The 20,341-nt window shown below is 72.8% G+C and carries 17 protein-coding genes; 7 read left to right on the top strand and 10 right to left on the bottom strand.

The window, feature by feature from the left end:
- Positions 1 to 5 precede the first annotated feature (5 nt).
- From AB0O01_RS23425 to AB0O01_RS23415, 3 genes are all read left to right on the top strand, one after another.
- Positions 6 to 1,127 carry an ABC transporter ATP-binding protein gene (locus AB0O01_RS23425; protein ID WP_365316435.1) on the top strand — a complete coding sequence of 374 codons (1,122 nt, stop codon included), beginning with the start codon at positions 6 to 8 and terminating at the stop codon, positions 1,125 to 1,127.
- 216 nt (positions 1,128 to 1,343) lie between these two features.
- Positions 1,344 to 2,153: a maleylpyruvate isomerase family mycothiol-dependent enzyme gene (locus AB0O01_RS23420; protein ID WP_365316138.1), complete on the top strand. Its 810-nt coding sequence runs from the start codon at positions 1,344 to 1,346 to the stop codon at positions 2,151 to 2,153.
- A gap of 27 nt (positions 2,154 to 2,180) precedes the next feature.
- Positions 2,181 to 3,026: a GNAT family N-acetyltransferase gene (locus AB0O01_RS23415; RefSeq protein ID WP_365316136.1), complete on the top strand. Its 846-nt coding sequence runs from the start codon at positions 2,181 to 2,183 to the stop codon at positions 3,024 to 3,026.
- A 70-nt stretch (positions 3,027 to 3,096) separates the two neighbouring features.
- Here AB0O01_RS23415 and AB0O01_RS23410 read toward each other — a convergent pair whose 3' ends face one another.
- The 5 genes from AB0O01_RS23410 to AB0O01_RS23390 form a co-directional block, all read right to left on the bottom strand.
- Positions 3,097 to 3,804: an LAETG motif-containing sortase-dependent surface protein gene (locus AB0O01_RS23410; RefSeq protein ID WP_365316134.1), complete on the bottom strand. Its 708-nt coding sequence runs from the start codon at positions 3,802 to 3,804 to the stop codon at positions 3,097 to 3,099.
- A gap of 476 nt (positions 3,805 to 4,280) precedes the next feature.
- On the bottom strand, positions 4,281 to 5,561 hold the full coding sequence (locus AB0O01_RS23405; RefSeq protein WP_365316132.1) for a hypothetical protein: 1,281 nt from the start codon (positions 5,559 to 5,561) through the stop codon (positions 4,281 to 4,283).
- The gene (locus tag AB0O01_RS23400; protein ID WP_365316130.1) at positions 5,543 to 6,367 is read right to left on the bottom strand and encodes an ATP-binding cassette domain-containing protein; all 825 of its coding nucleotides are present in this window, start codon (positions 6,365 to 6,367) and stop codon (positions 5,543 to 5,545) included. The genes AB0O01_RS23405 and AB0O01_RS23400 overlap by 19 nt, the downstream gene beginning before the upstream one ends.
- A gap of 251 nt (positions 6,368 to 6,618) precedes the next feature.
- The gene (locus tag AB0O01_RS23395) at positions 6,619 to 7,983 is read right to left on the bottom strand and encodes an aspartate aminotransferase family protein (protein ID WP_365316128.1); all 1,365 of its coding nucleotides are present in this window, start codon (positions 7,981 to 7,983) and stop codon (positions 6,619 to 6,621) included.
- A gap of 20 nt (positions 7,984 to 8,003) precedes the next feature.
- Entirely contained in the window at positions 8,004 to 8,510 is a 507-nt protein-coding gene (locus AB0O01_RS23390) for an Lrp/AsnC family transcriptional regulator (RefSeq protein ID WP_362758735.1), read from the bottom strand.
- Between the two features lie 193 nt (positions 8,511 to 8,703).
- On the opposite strand from AB0O01_RS23390, the gene AB0O01_RS23385 reads away from it, so the two are divergent.
- The gene (locus AB0O01_RS23385) at positions 8,704 to 10,140 is read left to right on the top strand and encodes a gamma-aminobutyraldehyde dehydrogenase (RefSeq protein ID WP_365316126.1); all 1,437 of its coding nucleotides are present in this window, start codon (positions 8,704 to 8,706) and stop codon (positions 10,138 to 10,140) included.
- Between the two features lie 198 nt (positions 10,141 to 10,338).
- Positions 10,339 to 11,526, top strand: a complete 1,188-nt coding sequence (locus AB0O01_RS23380) for a spermidine/putrescine ABC transporter substrate-binding protein (protein ID WP_365316124.1) — start codon at positions 10,339 to 10,341, stop codon at positions 11,524 to 11,526.
- Between the two features lie 16 nt (positions 11,527 to 11,542).
- Here the strand turns inward: AB0O01_RS23380 and AB0O01_RS23375 are convergent, their stop codons facing one another.
- The 5 genes from AB0O01_RS23375 to AB0O01_RS23355 all read right to left on the bottom strand — a co-directional run bounded on the left by AB0O01_RS23375 (position 11,543) and on the right by AB0O01_RS23355 (position 16,246).
- A complete protein-coding gene (locus AB0O01_RS23375) occupies positions 11,543 to 12,208 on the bottom strand; it encodes a TetR family transcriptional regulator (RefSeq protein WP_365316123.1) in 666 nt (221 codons plus the stop codon).
- Positions 12,209 to 12,293: 85 nt separating this feature from the next.
- Complete coding sequence (locus AB0O01_RS23370; protein ID WP_365316122.1) at positions 12,294 to 13,052, bottom strand: SDR family NAD(P)-dependent oxidoreductase; 759 nt, start codon at positions 13,050 to 13,052, stop codon at positions 12,294 to 12,296.
- Positions 13,052 to 14,233, bottom strand: coding sequence for an acyl-CoA dehydrogenase family protein (locus AB0O01_RS23365; protein ID WP_365316120.1), 1,182 nt, complete (start codon positions 14,231 to 14,233; stop codon positions 13,052 to 13,054). The genes AB0O01_RS23370 and AB0O01_RS23365 overlap by 1 nt, the downstream gene beginning before the upstream one ends.
- Positions 14,234 to 14,443: 210 nt before the next feature.
- A complete protein-coding gene (locus AB0O01_RS23360) occupies positions 14,444 to 15,016 on the bottom strand; it encodes a TetR/AcrR family transcriptional regulator (RefSeq protein WP_365316119.1) in 573 nt (190 codons plus the stop codon).
- A 321-nt stretch (positions 15,017 to 15,337) separates the two neighbouring features.
- Complete coding sequence (locus AB0O01_RS23355) at positions 15,338 to 16,246, bottom strand: LysR family transcriptional regulator (RefSeq protein ID WP_365316118.1); 909 nt, start codon at positions 16,244 to 16,246, stop codon at positions 15,338 to 15,340.
- Between the two features lie 173 nt (positions 16,247 to 16,419).
- Between AB0O01_RS23355 and AB0O01_RS23350 the strand changes: the two genes are divergently transcribed.
- Together AB0O01_RS23350 and AB0O01_RS23345 are read left to right on the top strand one after the other, a co-directional pair.
- The gene (locus AB0O01_RS23350; RefSeq protein ID WP_365316116.1) at positions 16,420 to 17,718 is read left to right on the top strand and encodes an MFS transporter; all 1,299 of its coding nucleotides are present in this window, start codon (positions 16,420 to 16,422) and stop codon (positions 17,716 to 17,718) included.
- A 146-nt stretch (positions 17,719 to 17,864) separates the two neighbouring features.
- Positions 17,865 to 20,096 (top strand): SpoIIE family protein phosphatase, encoded by a 2,232-nt coding sequence (locus tag AB0O01_RS23345; protein ID WP_365316115.1) that lies wholly within the window; start codon positions 17,865 to 17,867, stop codon positions 20,094 to 20,096.
- Positions 20,097 to 20,341 lie beyond the last annotated feature (245 nt).

Raw genomic sequence — 20,341 nt, 5'->3', positions numbered from 1 at the left:
CGGCGGTGCCGCTGCTCGGGGTGGAGGGCGTGACCGTGCGGCTCGGGGGGCGGGCCGTGCTGGACGCGGTGGACCTCGCGGTCGCCGGGCACGAGGTGGTGTGTGTGCTGGGGCCGAGCGGGAGCGGGAAGTCGACGCTGCTGCGGGCGGTCGCCGGGCTCCAGTCGCTGGACGCCGGGCGGGTGCGGCTGGAGGGGCGCGACCAGTCGGGGGTGCCGGCGCACCGGCGGGAGATCGGGCTGATGTTCCAGGACCATCAGCTCTTCCCGCAGCGGGACGTGGGCGGCAACGTGGCGTTCGGGCCCCGGATGCGGGGCGCCTCGCGGGGGGAGCAGCGGGCGCGGGTGGCGCGGTTGCTGGAGCTGGTCGGGCTGCCCGGGGCCGCCGGGCGGGCGGTCGCCGAGCTGTCCGGGGGCGAGCAGCAGCGGGTCGCGCTGGCGCGGGCGCTGGCGCCGGACCCCCGGCTGCTGATGCTGGACGAACCGCTCGGGCAGCTCGACCGGTCGCTGCGGGAGCGGCTGGTGGGGGAGTTGCGGGAGCTGTTCGGGCGGCTGGGGACGACCGTGCTGGCCGTCACCCACGACCAGGGCGAGGCGTTCGCCCTGGCCGACCGGGTGGTGGTGATGCGGGACGGGCGGATCGCCCAGTCGGGGACGCCGCTGGAGGTGTGGCAGCGGCCCGCCGACGCCTTCGTGGCCCGCTTCCTCGGCTTCGAGAACGTGGTGGCGGGGACCGTGAGCGGGGAGATCGCGGCCACGCCGTGGGGGAAGCTGCCGGTGGGCGCGGGGGCGGCGCAGGGGGAGGTGGAGCTGCTGGTGCGGCCGGGGGGTGTGCGGCTGGTGGGGGCTGCGGGGGGCGGCGGGCGGTTCGGGCGGGCGGGGGATGTCCCGGGGGAGCGGCCCGGGATCGGTGGAGCCGCCGGGGACGGTGGGGACGCCGGGGGCGGCGGGCTGCGGTGCGCGGTGGTGGCGCGGACCTTCCGGGGCACCCATGTCGCCGTACGGCTGCGGCCGGAGGGGGTGGACGCGCCGGTGCTGGAGGCGGCGTGCGCGCTGCGGGACGCGCCGGGGGTGGGGGAGGCGGTGGGGGTGGAGTTCGACCCGGAGGATGTGGTGGTGCTGGGGTGAGGTGCCGGGCCGGGCTTGCGGTGTTGGGGTGAGGTGCCGGGCGGGATGTGTGGTGCCTGGGGGAGTGCTCGGCGGATGTCGTGGTGCCGGGGTGAGGCGCCGGGCCGGGTTGGTGGTGCCGGGGTGACGTGCTCGGTCGGGTTGGTGGTGCTGGGTGGGGGGCGGTCGGCTGAAATCGTGGTGAGCGGTCGGGCTGCCCGGTCGTAGGGTGCGCGCATGACGCTTCTCGCCTTTGACCGGTATTGCGATGAGATCGCCCTCCAGGTGGCGCGGTTCGCGGAGCTGGTGACCGCGCCCGGCACGGATCTCACCGCCACCGTCCCGACCTGCCCCGACTGGACCGTGGAGGAGCTGACCCGGCACATGGGCGAGGCCCTGCGCTGGGTCGAGGTGACCGTACGGACCCGGGCGGAGCGGGAGGTGGAGTCGCAGGACGTGCCGGACGGGGCCGGGCCCGCGGCGCGGGGGGACGCGGCGGCGCTCGCGGCGTGGTTCACCGAGGGCGGGGAGAAGACCGTACGGACCCTGCGCGAGGCCGGGCCGGAGGCGGGGGTGTGGGGGTGGGCCGGGGTGCACACGGCGGCGTTCTGGGCGCGGCGGATGACCCATGAGATCACCGTGCACCGGGCCGACGCGGCGTTGGCGGTGGGGGCGCCCTACGAGGTCGCCGGGGAGGTGGCGGCGGACGCGATCGACGAGTGGCTGGAGATCGTGACGTTCGTGCAGCGCACCGATCCGCACGACGCGGCCCGGGAGTTGCGCGGCGCGGGGCCGGACGGGACGCGGTCGATCCATCTGCACGCCACGGACGCGCCCGGCCTGGACGCGGAGTGGCTGATCGAGCTGGGCGCGGACGGCGTGGCGTGGCGGCGCGGGCACGAGAGGGCGACGGTGGCGGTGCGGGGCCCGCTGACCGCGGTGCTGCTGGCGTTCTACCGGCGGGCGCCGCTGGACGGGGGAGAGGTCGAGGTGCTGGGGGACCGGGCGGTCCTGGACTTCTGGTTGGAGCGCGCCACTTTCGGATGACGGCGGTCTGGGGAATGATCTCCGCCCATGGGTCTGGACGCATGGCACACGGCAGAGGGCATTGATCACTTCCTGGCGCGGACGGGAGACTTCCTGCGCTCGCGCCCCGGGATGCACACCACGGCGCTGACGGTCACCGAGAAGATGCGGGTCGAGGGCGACGAGGGCGCCTCCCTGGGCTGGCTGGAGAGGGACGGCGAGGTCCGCGGGATCTACTACCGGGTCTCCCCCGAGCGCGGGGTCAGCCTCACCCCGCTGGCCCCCGAGGACACCGAGGGCCTCGCCGAGCACCTCCTCGGACTCGGCCGTCCCCTCCCGTACGTCACCGCCGAGCGCGCCACCGCCCGTGCCTTCACCGAGGCGTGGGGGCGGCGGACCGGGGCTGCGGCGGACATCCGGGTCGAACTCGGGCTCTACCGGCTCGGCACGCTGACACCGCCCGACCCCTTCCCCGAGGGGAGCGCCCGGCCCGCAGGCGACGCCGATCACGAGCACGTCATGCAGTGGTGCCGGGAACTGGCCGCGTACTTCGGCGAGGAGGTCACCATCAACGCCGAGACCTGGGCGAGCACCCGCTTCGGGGAGAAGACGTACCTGTACTGGGTGGACCCGGACGGTGTCCCGGTCTCCATGGCCGGGGCCAATCCCCTGATCGGGGGTCAGGTCCGGGTCGACCCCGTCTACACGCCCGAGCATCTGCGCGGCCGGAGCTACGGCGGCGCGGCGACGGTGGCGGTGAGCCGGGCCGCGCTGGACGCCGGTGCCGAGGAGGTCGTCCTCTACACCAATCTGGCCAACCCGACCAGCAACGCGCTCTACCAGCGGCTGGGTTACCGGTCGATCGCCGAGTTCGCGGTGTACGACTTCGCCTGACCGGCGCAGGCGCGGCCCGCTCCCCGGTGGCTCGGGGGAGCGGGCCGCGCCCGTTCGGCGGGTGTGCGGATCAGCGGCTGTCGCCCGCTCCCCGGCGGCGGAAGCCGAGGAAGACCGCGCCACCGCCGACGACGACCAGCGCCGCGGCGATCCCGGCGATCATCCCGGTGTTGGAGTCGGCGCCGGTCTCGGCGAGGTTGGACTGCCCGGCGGCGGGGGACGGCGCGTTGCTCGCCGACTCATCCGGCGCGGGGGCGCTGCTGCTCTCCTGGGGGGCGGACGGCGTCGGCGCGGGCGTCTCGGACGCGGCCGGGGGAGTGGATTCCGGCGCCGACTCCGAGGGGGTCGGGGTGGGCGTCGGGGTGGGAGTGCTGTCCGTCGCGCAGGCGGTGGACGGGGTGACCAGGTTCGGCTTGATGTCCTCGTCGACCTGGTCGCCTGCCTTGACGTGGACGCGGTACTCCGCGTTCGGCTTCCAGTCCTCCTCGAAGGTGATGGTCACACCCTCGCGGGAGCCCTTCACCTCCTGGCTGCCGACCAGCTTCTCGTCGGCGCCGTTGTTCTCCCGGTAGACGGTGACCGTGGCGGGCACTCCGGTCGGGTCCTTGTCGGTGACGGTGATGACACCCTTGGTGCCGTCGCAGATCGCGGCGGCGGAGAACTCACTGATGTCGCAGGCGAGTGCGGTGCCCGCGGCGCTGAGCGCGAGTGCGGCCGAGGCGGCGGCTACACCGAGGGCACGCACGGAACGCCGTGCGGTGCGGCGGGATATGGACACATTTGTCCTTAAGGGCTCTGTAAATGCGGGGGGTTGAGGGAACTGCCGTGAAGGCCGTGCCCCCATCAGGCTCATAGAGTTATAAGCGTCCCTTAAGGAGCGTCAATCCCCGTGTCCGTTTGATCCGCCCACTTTTCGATGTCTTTACGGAGTCCAAGGTTTGACGAGGTGTCGGCCATAGCCTCCCGCGCCCCGGGTGCTCAGCCCGCCACCGCCGCCGGGTCCATCCAGACGACCTCCCAGGTGTGGCCGTCGAGGTCGTCGAAGGCGCGGCCGTACATGAAGCCGTGGACAACCCAGCTCGGTGAAGAGCGCCTTCGACGCGCCGAGGTCGCGCACGGGCAGGTTCACGAAAATCATCTGCTGGTACATCCGGGTCTCTCCCATCGGGCCACTGTGCGGTTCGGTGGGACAGACCCGGGGCCGCCGGGACACTCATCGGTGTCCGGGGCGGGGCCGCGCGGCTGCCTGTGCCGTCAGCGCAGCAGGGGCTGGGCCGCCAGGTGGGCCACCAGCAGGGTCAGCGGGCCGAACAGGGCCAGCAGCGCGCCCGCGCGCAGGGCCGCCGCGCCGCGCAGGGTGGTGGCCGGGGCGCCGAGCCGCAGCAGCGCGGCGGTGGTGTCGGCGCGGGCGTGCCGGGCCTCGACGGCCGCGGTCGCCAGGGTGGCCAGCGCGCAGCCCGCCACCAGCAGCGCCCCGAGCGTGGTGAGCGGGCCGAAGACCGGCTCGTCCGCGCCACCGGGACCGTGCAGCGCGGCCGTCGCGAACGCCGCCGACGCCACCGCGCAGACCACGCCCAGCGGGCGCCCGATCCGCCCCGACTCGGCCATCAGCACCCGCCCCGCGAGCAGCCGCAGCGCACCCGGCCGCACGGTCTGGAGCAGCCGTCCGCACAGATGGGTCAGCCCCGGTCCGGCGAGCGCCAGGCCCACCGCGGTGAGCGTCCAGCCGATCAGCACGCCGACCGGGCCCGCGCGCAGCCCGCCCGGCAGGGTGGCCGCCGCGCCGCCGGGCGCGACCCGGGTGGCGTACGCCTCCACCGCGAGGCCCGCCGCCAGCACCGCGACGCCCCAGGGCAGGCCGGTGGGGACGGGGAGTTCGGCGGCGGGGGGTGCCGCTGCCCGCTCCCGGGGTGCTGCCCGCTCCGGGGGTGCCGTCGGCGCCGGTGGTGCCTCGGTCGTCTCCGGGCGCTCGGCCGTCCGCCGGATCCTGAAGCGGCTCAGGGCCGCCCGGCCGACGGCGCCGCGTTCGCCGGGGCGCAGCACCAGGGCGGTGGCCAGGGACGCGATGAGCGGGACGACGGCGAGCAGGGTCAGGGCGGCGGGCAGCGGCAGGGGCAGCCCGGCGGCGAGGGACTCGGCGGCGGCCCCGTCGAACGGCATTCCGTTCAGGTCGCCGCGCAGATGCAGGAAGAACAGCAGCGCCAGCATCGAGCCCAGGGTGGTGGCGAGGGCGGTGGTGGTCGCCGAGATCGCCATCAGCCGGGCCGGGCCGAGCCCGATCGCGGACAGCCCGGGCCGGGGCAGGGTGCCGGGGTCCGTCCGGGCCACCGCCACCGCGAACTGCACGGTCGCCGCGACCGGCACCAGGCACCAGGCCAGCCGCAGCGCCGAGCCGCCCGCGTCGCCGGGGTGGCCCAGGGCGTGGCCGAGGGTGCACAGCAGCAGAAATCCGGTGCCCCCGGCCGCCGCCGCGACCAGCAGCCTGCGCAACTGGACGGCGGGGCGGCCGGCCCGGCTCAGACGGACAGCGAGCACGCGGCGCGGCCCTCCTCCGACTCGTCCGGCGCGTCCGCCGGGTCGGCCGGGTCCGCCGTGCCTGCCGGGTCCGCCGGGTCCGCCGTGTCGGTCACGACCGTCCCGTCGTCCGCCGGGAGCTGGAGGGTGTGCACCCGGCGTCCGTCGAGCAGGGCGACCGTGCGGTCGGCGAGCGCGGCGGTCTCGGCGTCATGGGTGGCCAGCAGCACCGTGATGCCGTGCGAGCGGGCCGCCGTGGTGAGGGTGCGCAGCACATGGGCGCGGTCGGCGCGGTGCAGGGGCGCGGTCGGCTCGTCGGCGAACAGCACCGAGGGGGCCGGGGCCAGCGCGCGGGCGATACAGGCGCGCTGCCGCTCGGCCTGCTGGAGCTGGTGCGGATAGCGGCGGGCCCGGTCGCCGATGTCGAGCCGCTCCAGCCACTCCAGGGCGGCGGTGCGGGCCCGGCGCCTGCTGGTGCCGCGCAGCATCAGCGGCAGCGCCGCGTTCTCCCAGACGGTCAGCTCCGGGACGAGGACGGGGGCCGGGTCGATCCAGCCGAACCGGTCGCGGCGCAGCCTTTCCCGGGCCAGCGGGCCCATGGTGTGCACCGGGACGCTGTTGAACCAGACCTCGCCCCGCCGGGGCCGGGCCAGTCCGGACAGACAGCGCAGCAGGGAGGTCTTGCCGCTGCCGCGCGGGCCGCCGACGGCGAGGATCTCGCCCTCCCGGACACCGAGCGAGACCCCGCTCAGCGCCGGGGAGCCGTCGTCGTGGGTGAAGTGCAGGGAGCGTGCCCACAGCACATCGTTGTCCGGCGGGGCCTCCATGGGCGTACACCTCTGTTCGGCTGGTCTGCGAATCCCCGGTCCCCCACGGGGGCCCTGTGGTCCCCTCCCGTGCCGTCTTCCCCCGGGCGGGGGAACGAAGGCTGGGCCGATCGGTCACTGGGCACGCTAGGGACTCGGCCCGCCGGGGCCGGACAGCACGCGGCCCCGGGCCGCCGTTTCTCACTCGAACGGACGGCACCGGGGCCGGGATGATCATCCAGACGGAAGATCACAAACCATGCGGGGCGGGATCAGAGCTTGGTCCACGCCTCCGTCAGGGTCGCGCGCAGGATCTGCTCGATCTCGTCGAAGGTCGACTGGTCGGAGATCAGCGGCGGGGCGAGCTGGACGACCGGGTCGCCGCGGTCGTCGGCCCGGCAGTACAGGCCGTTGTCGTACAGCGCCTTGGAGAGGAAGCCGTACAGGACGCGCTCGGTCTCCTCGTCGTTGAAGGTCTCCTTGGTGGCCTTGTCCTTCACCAGCTCGATGCCGTAGAAGAAGCCGTTGCCGCGGACGTCGCCGACGATCGGCAGGTCGTGCAGCTTCTGGAGGGTGGAGAGGAAGGCGCCCTCGTTGTCCAGCACGTGCTGGGTGAGGTTCTCGCGCTCGAACAGGTCGAGGTTGGCGAGGCCGACCGCCGCGGAGACCGGGTGGCCGCCGAAGGTGTAGCCGTGCAGGAAGGTGTTGTCGCCCTGGTAGAAGGGCTCGGCGACCTTGTCGGAGACGATGCAGGCGCCGATCGGGGAGTAGCCCGAGGTCATGCCCTTGGCGCAGGTGATCATGTCCGGTACGTAGCCGAACTTGTCGCAGGCGAAGATCGTGCCCAGGCGGCCGAAGGCGCAGATGACCTCGTCCGAGACCAGCAGCACGTCGTACTGGTCGCAGATCTCGCGGACCCGCTGGAAGTAGCCGGGCGGGGGCGGGAAGCAGCCGCCCGCGTTCTGCACCGGCTCCAGGAAGACCGCGGCGACCGTCTCCGGGCCCTCGAACAGGATCTGCTGCTCGATCTGGTCGGCGGCCCAGCGGCCGAACGCCTCGGGGTCGTCGCCGTGGATCGGGGCGCGGTAGATGTTGGTGTTCGGGACCTTGTGGGCGCCCGGGACCAGCGGCTCGAAGGGGGCCTTCAGCGCCGGGAGGCCGGTGATGGACAGGGCGCCCTGCGGGGTGCCGTGGTAGGCGACCGCACGCGAGATGACCTTGTACTTCGTCGGCTTGCCCTGGAGCTTGAAGTACTGCTTGGCCAGCTTCCAGGCGGTCTCGACGGCCTCGCCGCCACCGGTGGTGAAGAAGACCTTGTTGAGGTCGCCGGGCGCGTGGTGCGCGAGGCGCTCGGCCAGCTCGACGGCCTTCGGGTGGGCGTAGGACCACACCGGGAAGAACGCCAGCTCCTGCGCCTGCTTGGCGGCGGCCTCGGCCAGCTCGACCCGGCCGTGACCGGCCTGGACGACGAAGAGACCGGCGAGCCCGTCGAGGTAGCGCTTGCCCTTGTCGTCGTAGATGTAGGTGCCCTCACCCCGCACGATCGTGGGGACGGGGGAGTTCTCGTACGACGACATGCGGGTGAAGTGCATCCACAGGTGGTCGTAGGCGCTCTGGCTGAGGTCCTTGGTGCTCACGGTTATCGGGTCCTCACGGGTTATCGGGTTCCCCACATATAGGTCTGCTTCTTGAGCTTCAGATAGACGAAACTCTCGGTGGAGCGCACTCCGGGCAGGGCCCGGATGCGTCGGTTGATGACATCGAGCAGATGGTCGTCGTCCTCGCAGACGATCTCCACCATCAGATCGAACGAGCCCGCGGTCATCACCACGTACTCGCACTCGGACATGGCCGTCAGTGCCTCGGCCGCGGCCTCCACGTCGCCCTCGACGTTGATGCCGACCATCGCCTGCCGGCGGAAGCCCACGGTGAGCGGGTCCGTCACGGCGACGATCTGCATCACGCCCTGGTCGAGCAGCTTCTGGACGCGCTGGCGCACCGCCGCCTCGGACAGGCCGACGGCCTTGCCGATCGCGGCGTACGGCCTGCGGCCGTCCTCCTGGAGTTGCTCGATGATGGCGAGGGAGACATCGTCCAGGGTGGGACTGCCGTTCCCGGTCCTGGACTGACTGGAGCCCCTGGGCTCTGCGCTTCGACTGGCCACGAGCCTCACTGTGCCCGAGGTATCGACCGTTTCGCAAGAGCTGAGCGATGAATTTCGTTGTTCTTGGGGTCTGAGTGTGCGGATTTCGCAGGTTCGGTGCGGCGGGGGGTGTTGAAACCGTGGGGCTACCGATTACGCTGGGTGTCTCAGGGACTGGACACCCACACGGGTACACACACTTGGAGGGCCGGAAGTGAGCACCGAGCTGCGTCGTCTGCGCAACTACATCGACGGGGAGTTCCGGGACGCCGCCGACGGACGCACCACCGAGGTGGTGAACCCGGCGACCGGCGAGGCGTACGCCACCGCGCCGCTGTCCGGGGAGTCCGACGTCGACGCCGCGATGGCCGCCGCCGCGGCGGCGTTCCCGGCGTGGCGGGACAGCACCCCGGCGGAGCGGCAGCGGGCCCTCCTGAAGATCGCCGACCTCTTCGAGGAGCGCGCCGAGGAACTCATCGCGGCCGAGGTGGAGAACACGGGCAAGCCCATCGGGCTCACCCGCACCGAGGAGATCCCGCCGATGGTGGACCAGATCCGCTTCTTCGCGGGGGCCGCCCGGATGCTGGAGGGCCGCTCCGCCGGTGAGTACATGGAGGGCCTCACCTCCATCGTCCGCCGCGAGCCGGTCGGCGTCTGCGCGCAGGTCGCGCCCTGGAACTACCCGATGATGATGGCCGTCTGGAAGTTCGCCCCGGCGCTCGCCGCGGGCAACACCGTGGTGCTGAAGCCGTCCGACACCACCCCGGCGTCCACCGTGCTGATCGCCGAGATCATCGGCTCCGTCGTCCCCAAGGGCGTCTTCAACGTCATCTGCGGCGACCGCGACACCGGGCGGCTGATGGTCGAGCACCCCACCCCGGCGATGGCCTCCATCACCGGTTCGGTCCGCGCCGGCATCTCGGTCGCCGAGTCCGCCGCGAAGGACGTCAAGCGGGTCCATCTGGAGCTGGGCGGCAAGGCGCCGGTCGTCGTCTTCGAGGACGTCGACATCGCCAAGGCCGTCGAGGACATCGCCACCGCGGGCTACTTCAACGCGGGCCAGGACTGTACGGCCGCCACGCGCGTGCTGGTCCAGGAGTCCGTCCACGACGAGTTCGTCGCCGCGCTCGCGGCTGCCGCCGCGGCCACGAAGACCGGGCAGCCGGACGACGAGGATGTGCTGTACGGCCCGCTCAACAACCCCAACCAGCTCGCCCAGGTCTCCGGCTTCATCGACCGCCTTCCGGCCCACGCCAAGGTGCAGGCCGGTGGCCACCGGGTCGGCGAGACCGGGTATTTCTACGCGCCGACCGTGGTGTCGGGGCTCCGTCAGGACGACGAGATCATCCAGAACGAGGTGTTCGGGCCGGTCATCACGGTCCAGTCGTTCACGGACGAGGCGCAGGCCGTGGAGTGGGCCAACGGCGTGGAGTACGCGCTGGCGTCGTCGGTGTGGACGAAGGACCACGGGCGCGCGATGCGGATGTCCAAGGCGCTGGACTTCGGGTGCGTGTGGATCAACACGCACATTCCTCTGGTGGCGGAGATGCCCCACGGGGGGTTCAAGAAGTCGGGGTACGGCAAGGACCTTTCCGGTTATGGGTTCGATGACTACACGCGGATCAAGCATGTGATGACGTCCCTGGGCTGATCAGTCCCGGGAGGGGTTGGGTGGTTGAGCCATCGCGGGGGACTGCGGGCCGGTTGTGGCTGGTCGCGCAGTTCCTCCCCCAGAGGGGGTACCCCCAGCGCCCCTTGAGGGCGTCTTCGACAAGGTGTCTTGTACGGCCCCGTCCGCTTGACGCTGCGTCTGTTGTTTGGGGTCCCGGCGGCGGCGCATGCTGCGGGGATGGTGGTTATGAACTCTTCCGGGGTGTCCCGTCGGACTCTGTTGCGCGGGGTCGGTGGGGGTGCCTTGCTCGGGGCGCTCGCCGGGTGCGGGGTGCCCGCCGCCTATGTCGCGCCGGGGGACCGCGCCGGGGCCGACCGCTCGGCGCGGGATCAGCGGCTGGTGTTCGCCAACTGGCCGCTCTACATCGACACCGACGACGAGGACAGCGCCCGACGGCCCACTCTCGACGCCTTCGAGAAGCGGACCGGGATCACCGTCGACTATGTCGAGGAGATCAACGACAACGACGAGTTCTTCGGCAAGATCAGCCCCTCCCTGATGAACCATCAGGCCACCGACCGCGACCTCATCGTCATCAGCGACTGGATGTGCGCCCGGTTCGTCCGGCTCGGCTGGGTGCAGGAGATGGACCGCGCCCGGCAGCCCCATGTCACCCAGTATCTGGATCCGCTGCTGCGCTCGCCCGCCTTCGACCCCGGCCGCAAGTTCACCGTCCCCTGGCAGTCCGGCATCACCGGCATCGCCTACAACCGGCGGCGGCTCGGCCGGGAGATCCGGCACGTCTCGGACCTCTGGGCGAAGGACCTGAAGGGGCGGGTCACCCTGCTGTCCGGGCTGGACGAGGCGTTCGCGCTGCTGATGCTGGGCAACGGCGTCGACATCACCCGCTGGACCGCCCGCGACTTCGACCAGGTCTGCGACCAGGTCGACCGGCAGGTGCGCAGCGGGCAGATCCGCCGCTTCACCGGCAACGACTACATCAAGGACCTCTCCAGCGGGGACGTCCTCGCCTGCCAGGCGTACTCCGGCGATGTGATCCAGCTCCAGGCCGACGACCCCGACATCGAGTTCGTCGTCCCCGAGGAGGGCGCCGAGCTGTGGGCCGAGTCGCTGATGATCCCCAACCTCGCCGCCCACAAGGCCAACGCCGAGCGGCTCATCGACTACTACTACGAGCCCGAGGTCGCCGCCGAACTGGCCGCGTGGGTCAACTATGTGTGCCCGGTCCCGGCCGCGCGCGATGTCCTCGCCTCCTCCGGCGACGAGGAACTCGCCGCCCTCGCCGAGGACCCGCTGATCTTCCCCGACGACGCGATGCGGGCGCGCCTGTCCATCGCGCGGGACATCACCTCGCAGGAGCGGGTGGAGTTCGGGAAGCGGTGGAACGCGATCGCCGGGTTGTGAGGGCGGGGCGGTTGCGTTATCGGTCCTGGTCCTGAGCTTCCTGGGCCGTTGCCGTCAGCAGCAGGGCCGTCAGGCGCTCCAGGCGCGGGGCGAACTCCACGGGGGTGTGGGCGAACGCCGGGTCCTCGGCGTAGAGGCGGGCCAGGGTGTCCGGGGGGTTGGCGGTCTGCCACAGGGAACCCGCCATCCCCGTCACCCCGGCGATCACATCGACGGCCCCGGGCCGGGTGAGGCCCGGCAGGGCGGTGGTGAGGGCGCCGATCAGGCGGTCGACGGCCTCGAAGGTGGTGACCTTGAAGGCGCGGACCTCCTGCTGCGACACGCCCCGCTCCAGATGGAGGGGGGCGTGGGCGAGCAGATCGCAGAACAGGGGGCGGTCGGCGAGCGTGCCGGCCAGGGCGGCGGCGATCTCGCGCGGATCGGCCGGGCCGGTCAGCCGGTCCTCGACCGCGTCCGCCCAGTCCTGCCAGGACTGGGCCGTGAGCAGCAGGAACACCGCCTCCCGCGACTCGAAGTAGCGCAGTACGGCCGACTTGTGCACCCCCGCCTCGGCGGCCAGGTCGGTGAGGGTCACCGCCCGTACGCCGTCGCGGCGCCCCAGCGTGGCGGCGGCGTCCAGGATGTCCTGGCGGCGCCGTTCCTTGTGCTCGGGGCGCCGGGCCCGCTGGAACGAGGTGGTCATCCGGGTAGTTTAGCGCAACAAGGTTGCGTTGTGTGGTTCTCCCGGTCCCGGCCCCGGCGACGGTCCCGGTCGTTCCGCTGCCGGGTCAGCGCGGAGCCATCCGCAGGGCTCCGTCCATGCGGATGGTCTCGCCGTTGAGGTAGTCGTGCTCGATGATCGCGAGGGCGAGCTGGGCGTACTCGTCGGGGCGGCCCAGACGCTGCGGGAAGGGCACCCCGGCGGCGAGGGAGGCACGGAACTCCTCGGAGATGGTGGCCAGCATCGGGGTCTCCACGATGCCGGGGGCGATGGTGCACACCCGGATGCCGTACTGGGCGAGGTCGCGGGCGGCGGGCAGGGTCAGACCGACGACGCCGCCCTTGGAGGAGGAGTAGGCGGCCTGCCCGACCTGGCCCTCGTAGGCGGCGACCGACGCGGTGTTGACGATGACGCCGCGCTGGCCGTGCTCGTCGGCCTCGGTCCGGGCGATGGCCTCGCCCGCCAGCGCCAGGACGTTGAAGGTGCCGATCAGATTGACCTGGATCACCTTGGCGTAGAGGGCGAGGTCGTGCACGCCCTTCTTGCCGAGGATCCGCATCGAGGGCGCGATACCGGCGCAGTTGACCGCGGTGCGCAGCGGGGCGCCGCTCCCGGCGGCGGTGGCGACCGCCTCCCGGACGGCCTCCGGGTCGGTGATGTCGGTCGTGAGATAGGTGATGCTGCCGGGGCCGGTGTCGCCCGCGTCGCCCGCCGTGAGGTCCAGGACGAAGACCTGGGCCCCCTGCTTGGCGAGGGCCGCGGCGGTGGCGGCCCCCAGCCCGGACGCTCCGCCGGTCACGATCGCGGCGGTCTGGTCGATGCGCATCAGTTCTCCTGGTTCCGGACCCGCAGGTCGCCTCGGTCGTCGTGCTTCAGTCCGCGGCCGATGATCAGCCGCTGGATCTGGTTGGTGCCTTCGAAGATCTGCATGACCTTGGCCTCGCGCATATAGCGCTCGACCGGGAAGTCACGGGTGTATCCGTAGCCTCCCAGCACCTGGACCGCGTCCGTTGTGACCTTCATCGCGTTGTCGGTGGCGACGAGTTTGGCCACCGCGGCCTCGGTGCCGAACGGCAGCCCCTGGTCCCGCAGCCGGGCCGCGGCGAGGGTGGTGGCGCGGGCGGACTGGACGGCGGCGGCCATGTCCGCGAGGACGAAGAGCAGGCCCTGGTGGTCGATGATGGCCTGCCCGAACGTCTCCCGCTCGCGGGCGTAGCGCACCGCGTGGTCCAGCGCGCCCTGGGCGAGCCCGACCCCGACGGAGGCGATGCCGAGCCGCCCGGAGTCCAGTCCGGCGAACGCGATGCGCAGGCCCTGGCCCTCCGCGCCGATCCGGCGCCGGGCCGGGATCCGGACGTCCTCCAGTTGGATCGTCGCGGTGGCGGAGCCGGTGAGGCCCATCTTCCGCTCGGGCGGGTCGGCGATCAGACCGGGGGTGCCGGCCGGGACCAGGAAGCAGGAGATGCCGTGCGAACGGTCCTCGGAGGTGCGGGCCATGACGGTGTAGAAGTCGGCGTGGCCGCCGTGGGTGATCCATGCCTTGGCGCCGTTCAGCACATAGTCGCCGCCGTCGCGGACGGCCCGGGTGCGCATGGCGCCGGGGTCGGAGCCCGCGTGCGCCTCGGACAGGGCGTAGGCGCCGAGCAGTTCACCGCCGAGGAGGTCGGGGAGCCACTCCCGCTTCTGCTCCTCGGTGCCGAAGGCGGCCAGCGCGTAGCAGGACAGCGCGTGCACGGAGACGCCGACCGCGACGCTGGACCACACCGACGCGATCTCCTCCAGGACCTGGAGGTAGATCTCGTAGGGCTGGTCGCCGCCGCCGTACTCCTCGGGGTAGGGCAGGCTCAGCAGCCCGGCGCGGCCGAGGGTGCGGAAGACCTCGCGGGGGAACCGCTCCTCGGCCTCGGCCTCGGCGACCCGCGGCGCGAGTTCCTTCGCGGCCAGCTCACGGGTCAGCCCGATCAGGTCGACGGCTTCCGGCGTGGGGAGTGTACGGGTGGCGGGCATGGGGTCCCCCGGTCCTGGGTCCTGGCACTGGGCCGGTGTGGTTGGTCGCTGGGTTATTGATACTCGAAGCGATACAACAGTATCGCTTGAGGTACGGTGACGCCATGCTGCCCCGCGCCGGATCCACGGGTGCCCTCGCGGGCCTGCTCAAGGGGCAAGGGGCAAGGAGTAAGGAGTGGGTGCGCGACCCCGACGGGGCCGGTGACCGGGTCAGGGGGAGACGGCGTGCACGATCAGCGACGCCAGCTCCGCGTACGCCTCCGAGTCGGTGAGGCCGGTGCGGGTGGCGATCTCGCCGCGCTGGATCTCCTGCATCGTCGCGGCGACGACCTCCCCCACGAAGGCCGCGTGCACATCGCGGAAGGCGCCCGCCGCCACGCCCTCGGTGATGAGCTGCCGCAGACGCTCCGCCGCGATCCGGGTGTTGGCCTCATAGACCTCGCGGGCCGGTTCGAAGGCGGCCATGTCGTCCAGGAACCGCCGGGACAGCGGCTTGAGCTGCCCGGCCACCGCGTTCAGATAGACCACCACGCGCTCCGAGGGCGCCGAGGCGTCCGCCACCTGCTGCTCGACGACCTTGGTGGCCTCGCGGAAGTAGTGCTTCACCGCCTCGCGGACCAGTTCCTGCTTGCTGCCGGCCAACTGGTACAGCGTGGTCTTGGAGCAGCGCAGCCGCTCGGTCAGTTCGTCGAGGGTGAAGGACGCGAAACCCTCCGCCGCCAGCAGCGCCACCAGCCGTTCCAGCAGATCGGTCTGGCGTGCGGTACGGCGTCTCGACGGCATGCGCTCAGCGTAACCGCCGGGCGGGGAGGCGGGCGGTCGAGGCCGCCGGGGCGGGTGGCGGTTACGGGGTCCCGGTGAGCAGCGGGGCGTAGAGCCCGCCGCGAATCCGCCGCGAATCCGGTGAGGAGGGCGGTCGGGGCGGCCCGGTCGCGTTCCGTCGGGCTCGTCCGGGGCGAGGCCGTTCTCCAGGACCCGGATCTCCAAGCGCGACGTGCCCGAGGAGCACGTCGGGGCCGCCAGCCGCGTCGAGTTCGGCGGCGGCGATCCGGGCGACCGTCTCGCGCGGGCGGCCCCGCCCTCAGCCGGTACCCCGCCCCGCCCTCAGCCCGCCCCCCGCCCCTCCGGCGCCGGATACTCCCTCCGTACCAGGTCGATCAGCGCGCGCGCCGCCGCCGACGGGCGCCGGTCCGACGCCGTCACCAGCGAGGTGACGAAGAGCGGCTCGGGCCGGACCGGGCGCAGCCCGACCCCGCCGCGCGAGCCCGCCGCCAGGGTCGCCGTCAGGAAGGCGAACCCGAAGCCCGCGCGGACCAGTTCGACCACCGTCGGCACATCGGCCACCTCCACGCCCACCGTCCGCCCGATCCCCGTCCGCCGGAACAGCCGGTCCGCGCTCAGCCGGATGCCCCAGCCCTCGGGGAAGTCCACGAACGGCAGGCCGTCGAGTTCGGCGAGGCCGATGGCGTCGCGGGCGGCGAAGGGGTGGTCCTCCGGACAGGCCAGCAGCATCGGCTCGGAGGTGAGGGGATGGACCGTCAGCCCCGCCGGATAGTCACCGGGCAGCGCCGCGAACGCCAGATCCAGACGGCCGTCGAGGACCTGGGCCACCAGCTCCACCGAACCGTTCTGCGCCGCGCCCGGCACGATCCGTACCCGCGGGTGCTCGCGGTGGTAGCGGGTCAGCAGCCCGGCGAAGTCGATCATCGTCATCGCGTGCATGATCCCGACCCGCACCGAGCCCCGCACCCCGCCCCGGACGGCGGCCACCGCGTCCCGGGCCGACTCGGCGGCCAGCAGTACCGCCCGCGCCTCCGGCAGCAGCGCCCGGCCGGCGTCGGTCAGCCGCACATGGTGGGTCGAGCGGTCGAACAGCCGGCTGTCCAGCTCGCGCTCCAGCGACCGCACCGACACCGACAGCGCCGACTGCCCCAGATACAGCCGCGCCGCGGCCCGGGTGAAGCTGCTCTCCTCCGCGACCGCCACGAAGTGCTCCAGATGCCGAAGCTCCACGGTTCCCTCCGGTGCCGGACCCGGCCTGACCTGCACCGCTTGTCATGCATGGCATCAATGACAGCGATGCGATCTTTTCGTTGGACAGCATAACCATCCCGGAGCACTCTGTGGGTGCAGGCCGTGACGACGACGCGCGGCAATCACCCCGCCTCCCGCAAGGGGAATCCCTCATGGCATCCCTCATGGCACCCCTCACGACGTCCGTCAGCGGCGCGAGCGACACCCGCACCCCACCGTCCCCCCAGGACTCCGGCACCCCCACCGGCAGCCGGCACCACTCCTTCGGCTTCTGGGCCGCCACCGCCGCCTTCCTGGTCACCATGGGCTTCTCGGCGGTCCCGACCCCGCTCTACGTGCTCTACCAGCGGCGCGACCACTTCTCCACGCTCACCGTCACCCTCGTCTTCGCGGTGTACGCGGTCGGCGTCATCGCCAGCCTCTTCCTGGCCGGGCATCTCTCCGACCGCTTCGGCCGCAAGCGGATGCTCGTGCCCGCGCTGCTGCTCGGCACGGCCGCCTCGGTGATCTTCCTGTTCGAGCCGGGTCTCACCGGCCTGGTCGTCGCCCGGATCATCAGCGGTGTCGCCATCGGCCTGACCACCGCGACCGCCACCGCCTATCTCGCCGAACTGCATCTGCGCGCCCGTCCGTCCGCCTCCCCGCACCGGGCCCAGGTCGTCGCCATCGCCGCCAACCTCGGCGGGATCGGCTTCGGCCCGCTGGTCGCCGGGTTCCTCGCCCAGTACGCCCCCGATCCGCTGAGGCTGCCGTTCCTGGTCTTCGGTGCCGCGCTGCTGGTGCTGGCCGTGCTGATCGCGGTGGCGCCCGAGACCGTCGACCGGCCCCGCCCCGCGCCCCGCTACCGGCCGCAGCGCATCGCCGTCCCGGCCCCGGCGCGCGGGCTGTTCCTCGCCGCCACCGCCACCGCGCTGGCCGCTTTCTCGGTCTTCGGTGTCTTCACCTCGCTGGCCCCGGGCTTCCTCGCCGCGACCCTGCACCAGGAGTCGCACGCCGTCGCCGGAGCAGTCGCCTTCGCCGCCTTCGCCGCGGGTGCCGGTGCCCAGGTCGCGCTGAGCCGCGCCGACCTGGCCACCACCCTGCGCACCGGCCCGTTCCTGCTGCTGCCCGGACTCGTCCTGCTGGTCACGGGCATGTGGCTGCCCAGCCTCGCGGTCTTCGTGATCGGCGGGGTGCTGACCGGAGCGGGCAGCGGGCTGGCCTTCCGGGGCGGGATGGGCGCCGCCGGTTCCGCCGCCCCGCCCGAGTCCCGGGCCGAGGTGCTCGCCGGGTTCTACCTGGGCGCCTACATCGGGCTGTCGGTGCCCGTGGTGGGCCTGGGGGTGGCCACCCAGTTCGTGTCGGCCAAGGTGGTCATGCTGGGCTTCGTGGTGCTGGTCTCCGCCGCCACCCTGCTGTCCACCCGCATGGTCCTGTCCCGGCAGGCCCGGGCCACGGCCGGGCGGTCCTGAGCGGGGAGCCGGGAGCCGGGAGCCGGGAGAGGCCGGGAGTGGGGAGAGGGGCGGTCCTGGGCCGGAGCCTGGCGCCGGGAGTCCGTCGCCGGATCGACAGAACACACCAGGGCGTACATGTGCATGTCGGGCATAGCATGGAACGCATGGAAGGCGATCCCAGCCCGCGCGACGAGCGGCGCCGGGCCCTGCTGGACGGGCAACGGGACATGTCTCTGGCCCAGACCCTGCGCGGCGTCCATGTGGCGCTGAGCCCCGCGACCAGCACCATCTACCTGGTGACCGGCAGTGCCGGTCACCACGTGGATGGTCAGGGTGTGACCCCGATGCTGCTGCCCGCGATGTCCGTCGACACCCTGCTCGGCTTCACCATCACCCCGGGCATGCCCTGCGACGACACCCGGTTCGCCACCGCCATCGCCCACTGCGCCGGCCGCCCGGTCCAGTGGGACGAGGCCCGTATCCGCGACCTGATGCGCGGCGAGCCCGCGGTCTTCCAGTTCGTGCCCTACGCGATGAATGTGATCTCGGTGCCGATCCGCACCCAGCGGCGCCGCTTCGGCGCGCTCACCCTGCGCTGGGCCCCGCCCCGCGCGACCGGCGACGAAACCGTCGAGTACCTCATCATCGCCGCCGAGCGGCTCGGCCTCGAACTGGAACGGCTGGCCGGACAGGGCGCCCGGATGGAACCGCCCCCCGCGCCGGTCTTCATCCCCGAGACCGTCGACGAACCCTGGGGACCGGCCTCCAGCACGGGCTTCCTCTACCGCTTCCAGCGGCTCGCCACCGGCCTCACCTCCGCCACGACCGTCCGGGACGTCCTCGCCACCGCCCTGACCGAGGTGGTCCGGCCGTTCGGCGGGCGGTCGATGGCCCTGTGCCTGACCGAGCGGGGACGGCTGCGGGTCGCCGGGTCCGCCGGGTTCTCCCGTTCCGAACTGCGCGGCCTGGACGGACTCGTCCTCACCGGACGCTCCCCGGAGGCCGACGCCACCGTGGGACTGCGGATGCTGTTCCACCCGTCCGCCACCGACCTCCACCGCGCCTACCCCGGGCTGGACCGCTACGACGACGACCGGTGCGCCTGGCTGTTCCTGCCGCTGATCGCCGACGGCCACGCGGCCGGCTGCTGCGTCCTGGCCGCCGAGCGCCCCGGCGTCCTGCACGACGCCGATCTCTCCGCCCTCATGATCATGATGGGTCAGGTCGGCCAGTCCCTCCAGCGAGCCCGCGCCTACGAGCGCGAGCACCTCATCGCCCGCAGCATGCAGCACGGCCTGCTGCCCCGCACCCTGCCGCACCTCCCCGAGATCGTCTCCACCGCCCGCTATCTCCCGGCCGACGTCGGCGCCGAGGTCGGCGGCGACTGGTACGACATGATCCGGCTGCCCGGCGACCGGGTCGGCCTGGTCATCGGCGATGTCGAGGGCCACAGCCTGGAGGCCGGCGGCACCATGGGCCAGCTCCGCAGCGCCGTCCGCGCCTACGCCACCGAGGGCCACGACCCCGCCGAGGTGCTGGTCCGCAGCAACCGGCTGCTCAGCGCGCTCGACACCAACCACTTCGCCACCTGCTGCTGCCTCTGGCTCGACCTCGCCACCGGCACCGCCACCCTGGCCTCCGCCGGGCACCCCGTCCCGGTCCTCACCGACGCCGAGGGCCGGAGCCTGAGCTGCGAGGTCCAGGTCGGCCCGCCGCTCGGCGTGGACGCCGAGTCGGACTACGTCCAGACCGAGTGCGCGCTGACCCCCGGCTCGGTCGTCGCCCTCTTCACCGACGGCCTGCTCGACCTCAGTCACCGGGACGTGGACACCGGCCTCGCCCGACTGAGCGCGACCCTCACCGGCGGCCGGCACGAGGACCTGGAGATCCTCGCCGACCGGCTCGTCGGCGAGACCGGCTCCGCCGCCCTGCGCGACGACGACCTCGCCCTGCTCCTGGTCCGCTACGACGGCCACAGCGAGAGCCCGTACGGCAGGGTCGCCCAGGTCTTCGTGCAGCGCCGCGACCTGCGCCATGTCGGACGGCTGCGGCACTATGTGCAGGATCTGCTGCCCGGCTGGGGGCTCGCCGGACTCCAGGACGAACTGGAGCTGCTGCTGACCGAGGTCGTCACCAACGCCCTGGTCCACGCCGACAGCGATGTGGACGTACGGCTGCGGGAGTACCCCGACCATCTGCGGGTCGAGGTCCGCGACAGCGACCCCCGGCCACCGCTGCTGGTCGCCGACCTGGGCCCCGGCGACACCGGCGACGCCGATGCCGAGTCCGGCCGGGGCATGCTCATCGTGGACGCCCTGGCCTCGTCCTGGGGCAGCTCCCCGGCGGGCCGGGGCAAGACCACCTGGTTCGAACTCGGCGTCCCACAACGCGGGTGAGGCCGAGGCCGTCCGGCCCTGGCCTCGATACCCGGGCCCCGCCCCGGTTCCCGGGCCCCGCCCCGGTTCCCGGGCCCTGTGCCGGTTTCCCGGTTCCGTGCCGGATTCCCGGGCGTGTCCCTGTTCCGGCTGTCTGGCCGCGTGCCGCTTTCCCGGGCCCTGTGCCGGTTTCCCGGTTCCGTGCCGGATTCCCGGGCGTGTCCCTGTTCCGGCTGTCTGGCCGCGTGCCGCTTTCCCGGGCCCTG

The sequence above is a fragment of the Streptomyces sp. NPDC093252 genome (genome assembly GCF_040683675.1).
Taxonomy (GTDB): domain Bacteria; phylum Actinomycetota; class Actinomycetes; order Streptomycetales; family Streptomycetaceae; genus Streptomyces.
This window is presented reverse-complemented; position numbering and strand designations above follow the sequence as displayed.

Excerpts from the sequence above, each read along its gene's own strand:
- AB0O01_RS23420 (WP_365316138.1), top strand. The coding sequence starts at position 1,344 with ATGACGCTTCTCGCCTTTGACCGGTATTGCGATGAGATCGCCCTCCAG.
- AB0O01_RS23415 (WP_365316136.1), top strand. The coding sequence starts at position 2,181 with ATGGGTCTGGACGCATGGCACACGGCAGAGGGCATTGATCACTTCCTG.
- AB0O01_RS23400 (WP_365316130.1), bottom strand. The coding sequence starts at position 6,367 with ATGGAGGCCCCGCCGGACAACGATGTGCTGTGGGCACGCTCCCTGCAC.
- AB0O01_RS23380 (WP_365316124.1), top strand. The coding sequence starts at position 10,339 with ATGGTGGTTATGAACTCTTCCGGGGTGTCCCGTCGGACTCTGTTGCGC.
- AB0O01_RS23375 (WP_365316123.1), bottom strand. The coding sequence starts at position 12,208 with ATGACCACCTCGTTCCAGCGGGCCCGGCGCCCCGAGCACAAGGAACGG.
- AB0O01_RS23370 (WP_365316122.1), bottom strand. The coding sequence starts at position 13,052 with ATGCGCATCGACCAGACCGCCGCGATCGTGACCGGCGGAGCGTCCGGG.
- AB0O01_RS23365 (WP_365316120.1), bottom strand. The coding sequence starts at position 14,233 with ATGCCCGCCACCCGTACACTCCCCACGCCGGAAGCCGTCGACCTGATC.
- AB0O01_RS23360 (WP_365316119.1), bottom strand. The coding sequence starts at position 15,016 with ATGCCGTCGAGACGCCGTACCGCACGCCAGACCGATCTGCTGGAACGG.
- AB0O01_RS23350 (WP_365316116.1), top strand. The coding sequence starts at position 16,420 with ATGGCATCCCTCATGGCACCCCTCACGACGTCCGTCAGCGGCGCGAGC.
- AB0O01_RS23345 (WP_365316115.1), top strand. The coding sequence starts at position 17,865 with ATGGAAGGCGATCCCAGCCCGCGCGACGAGCGGCGCCGGGCCCTGCTG.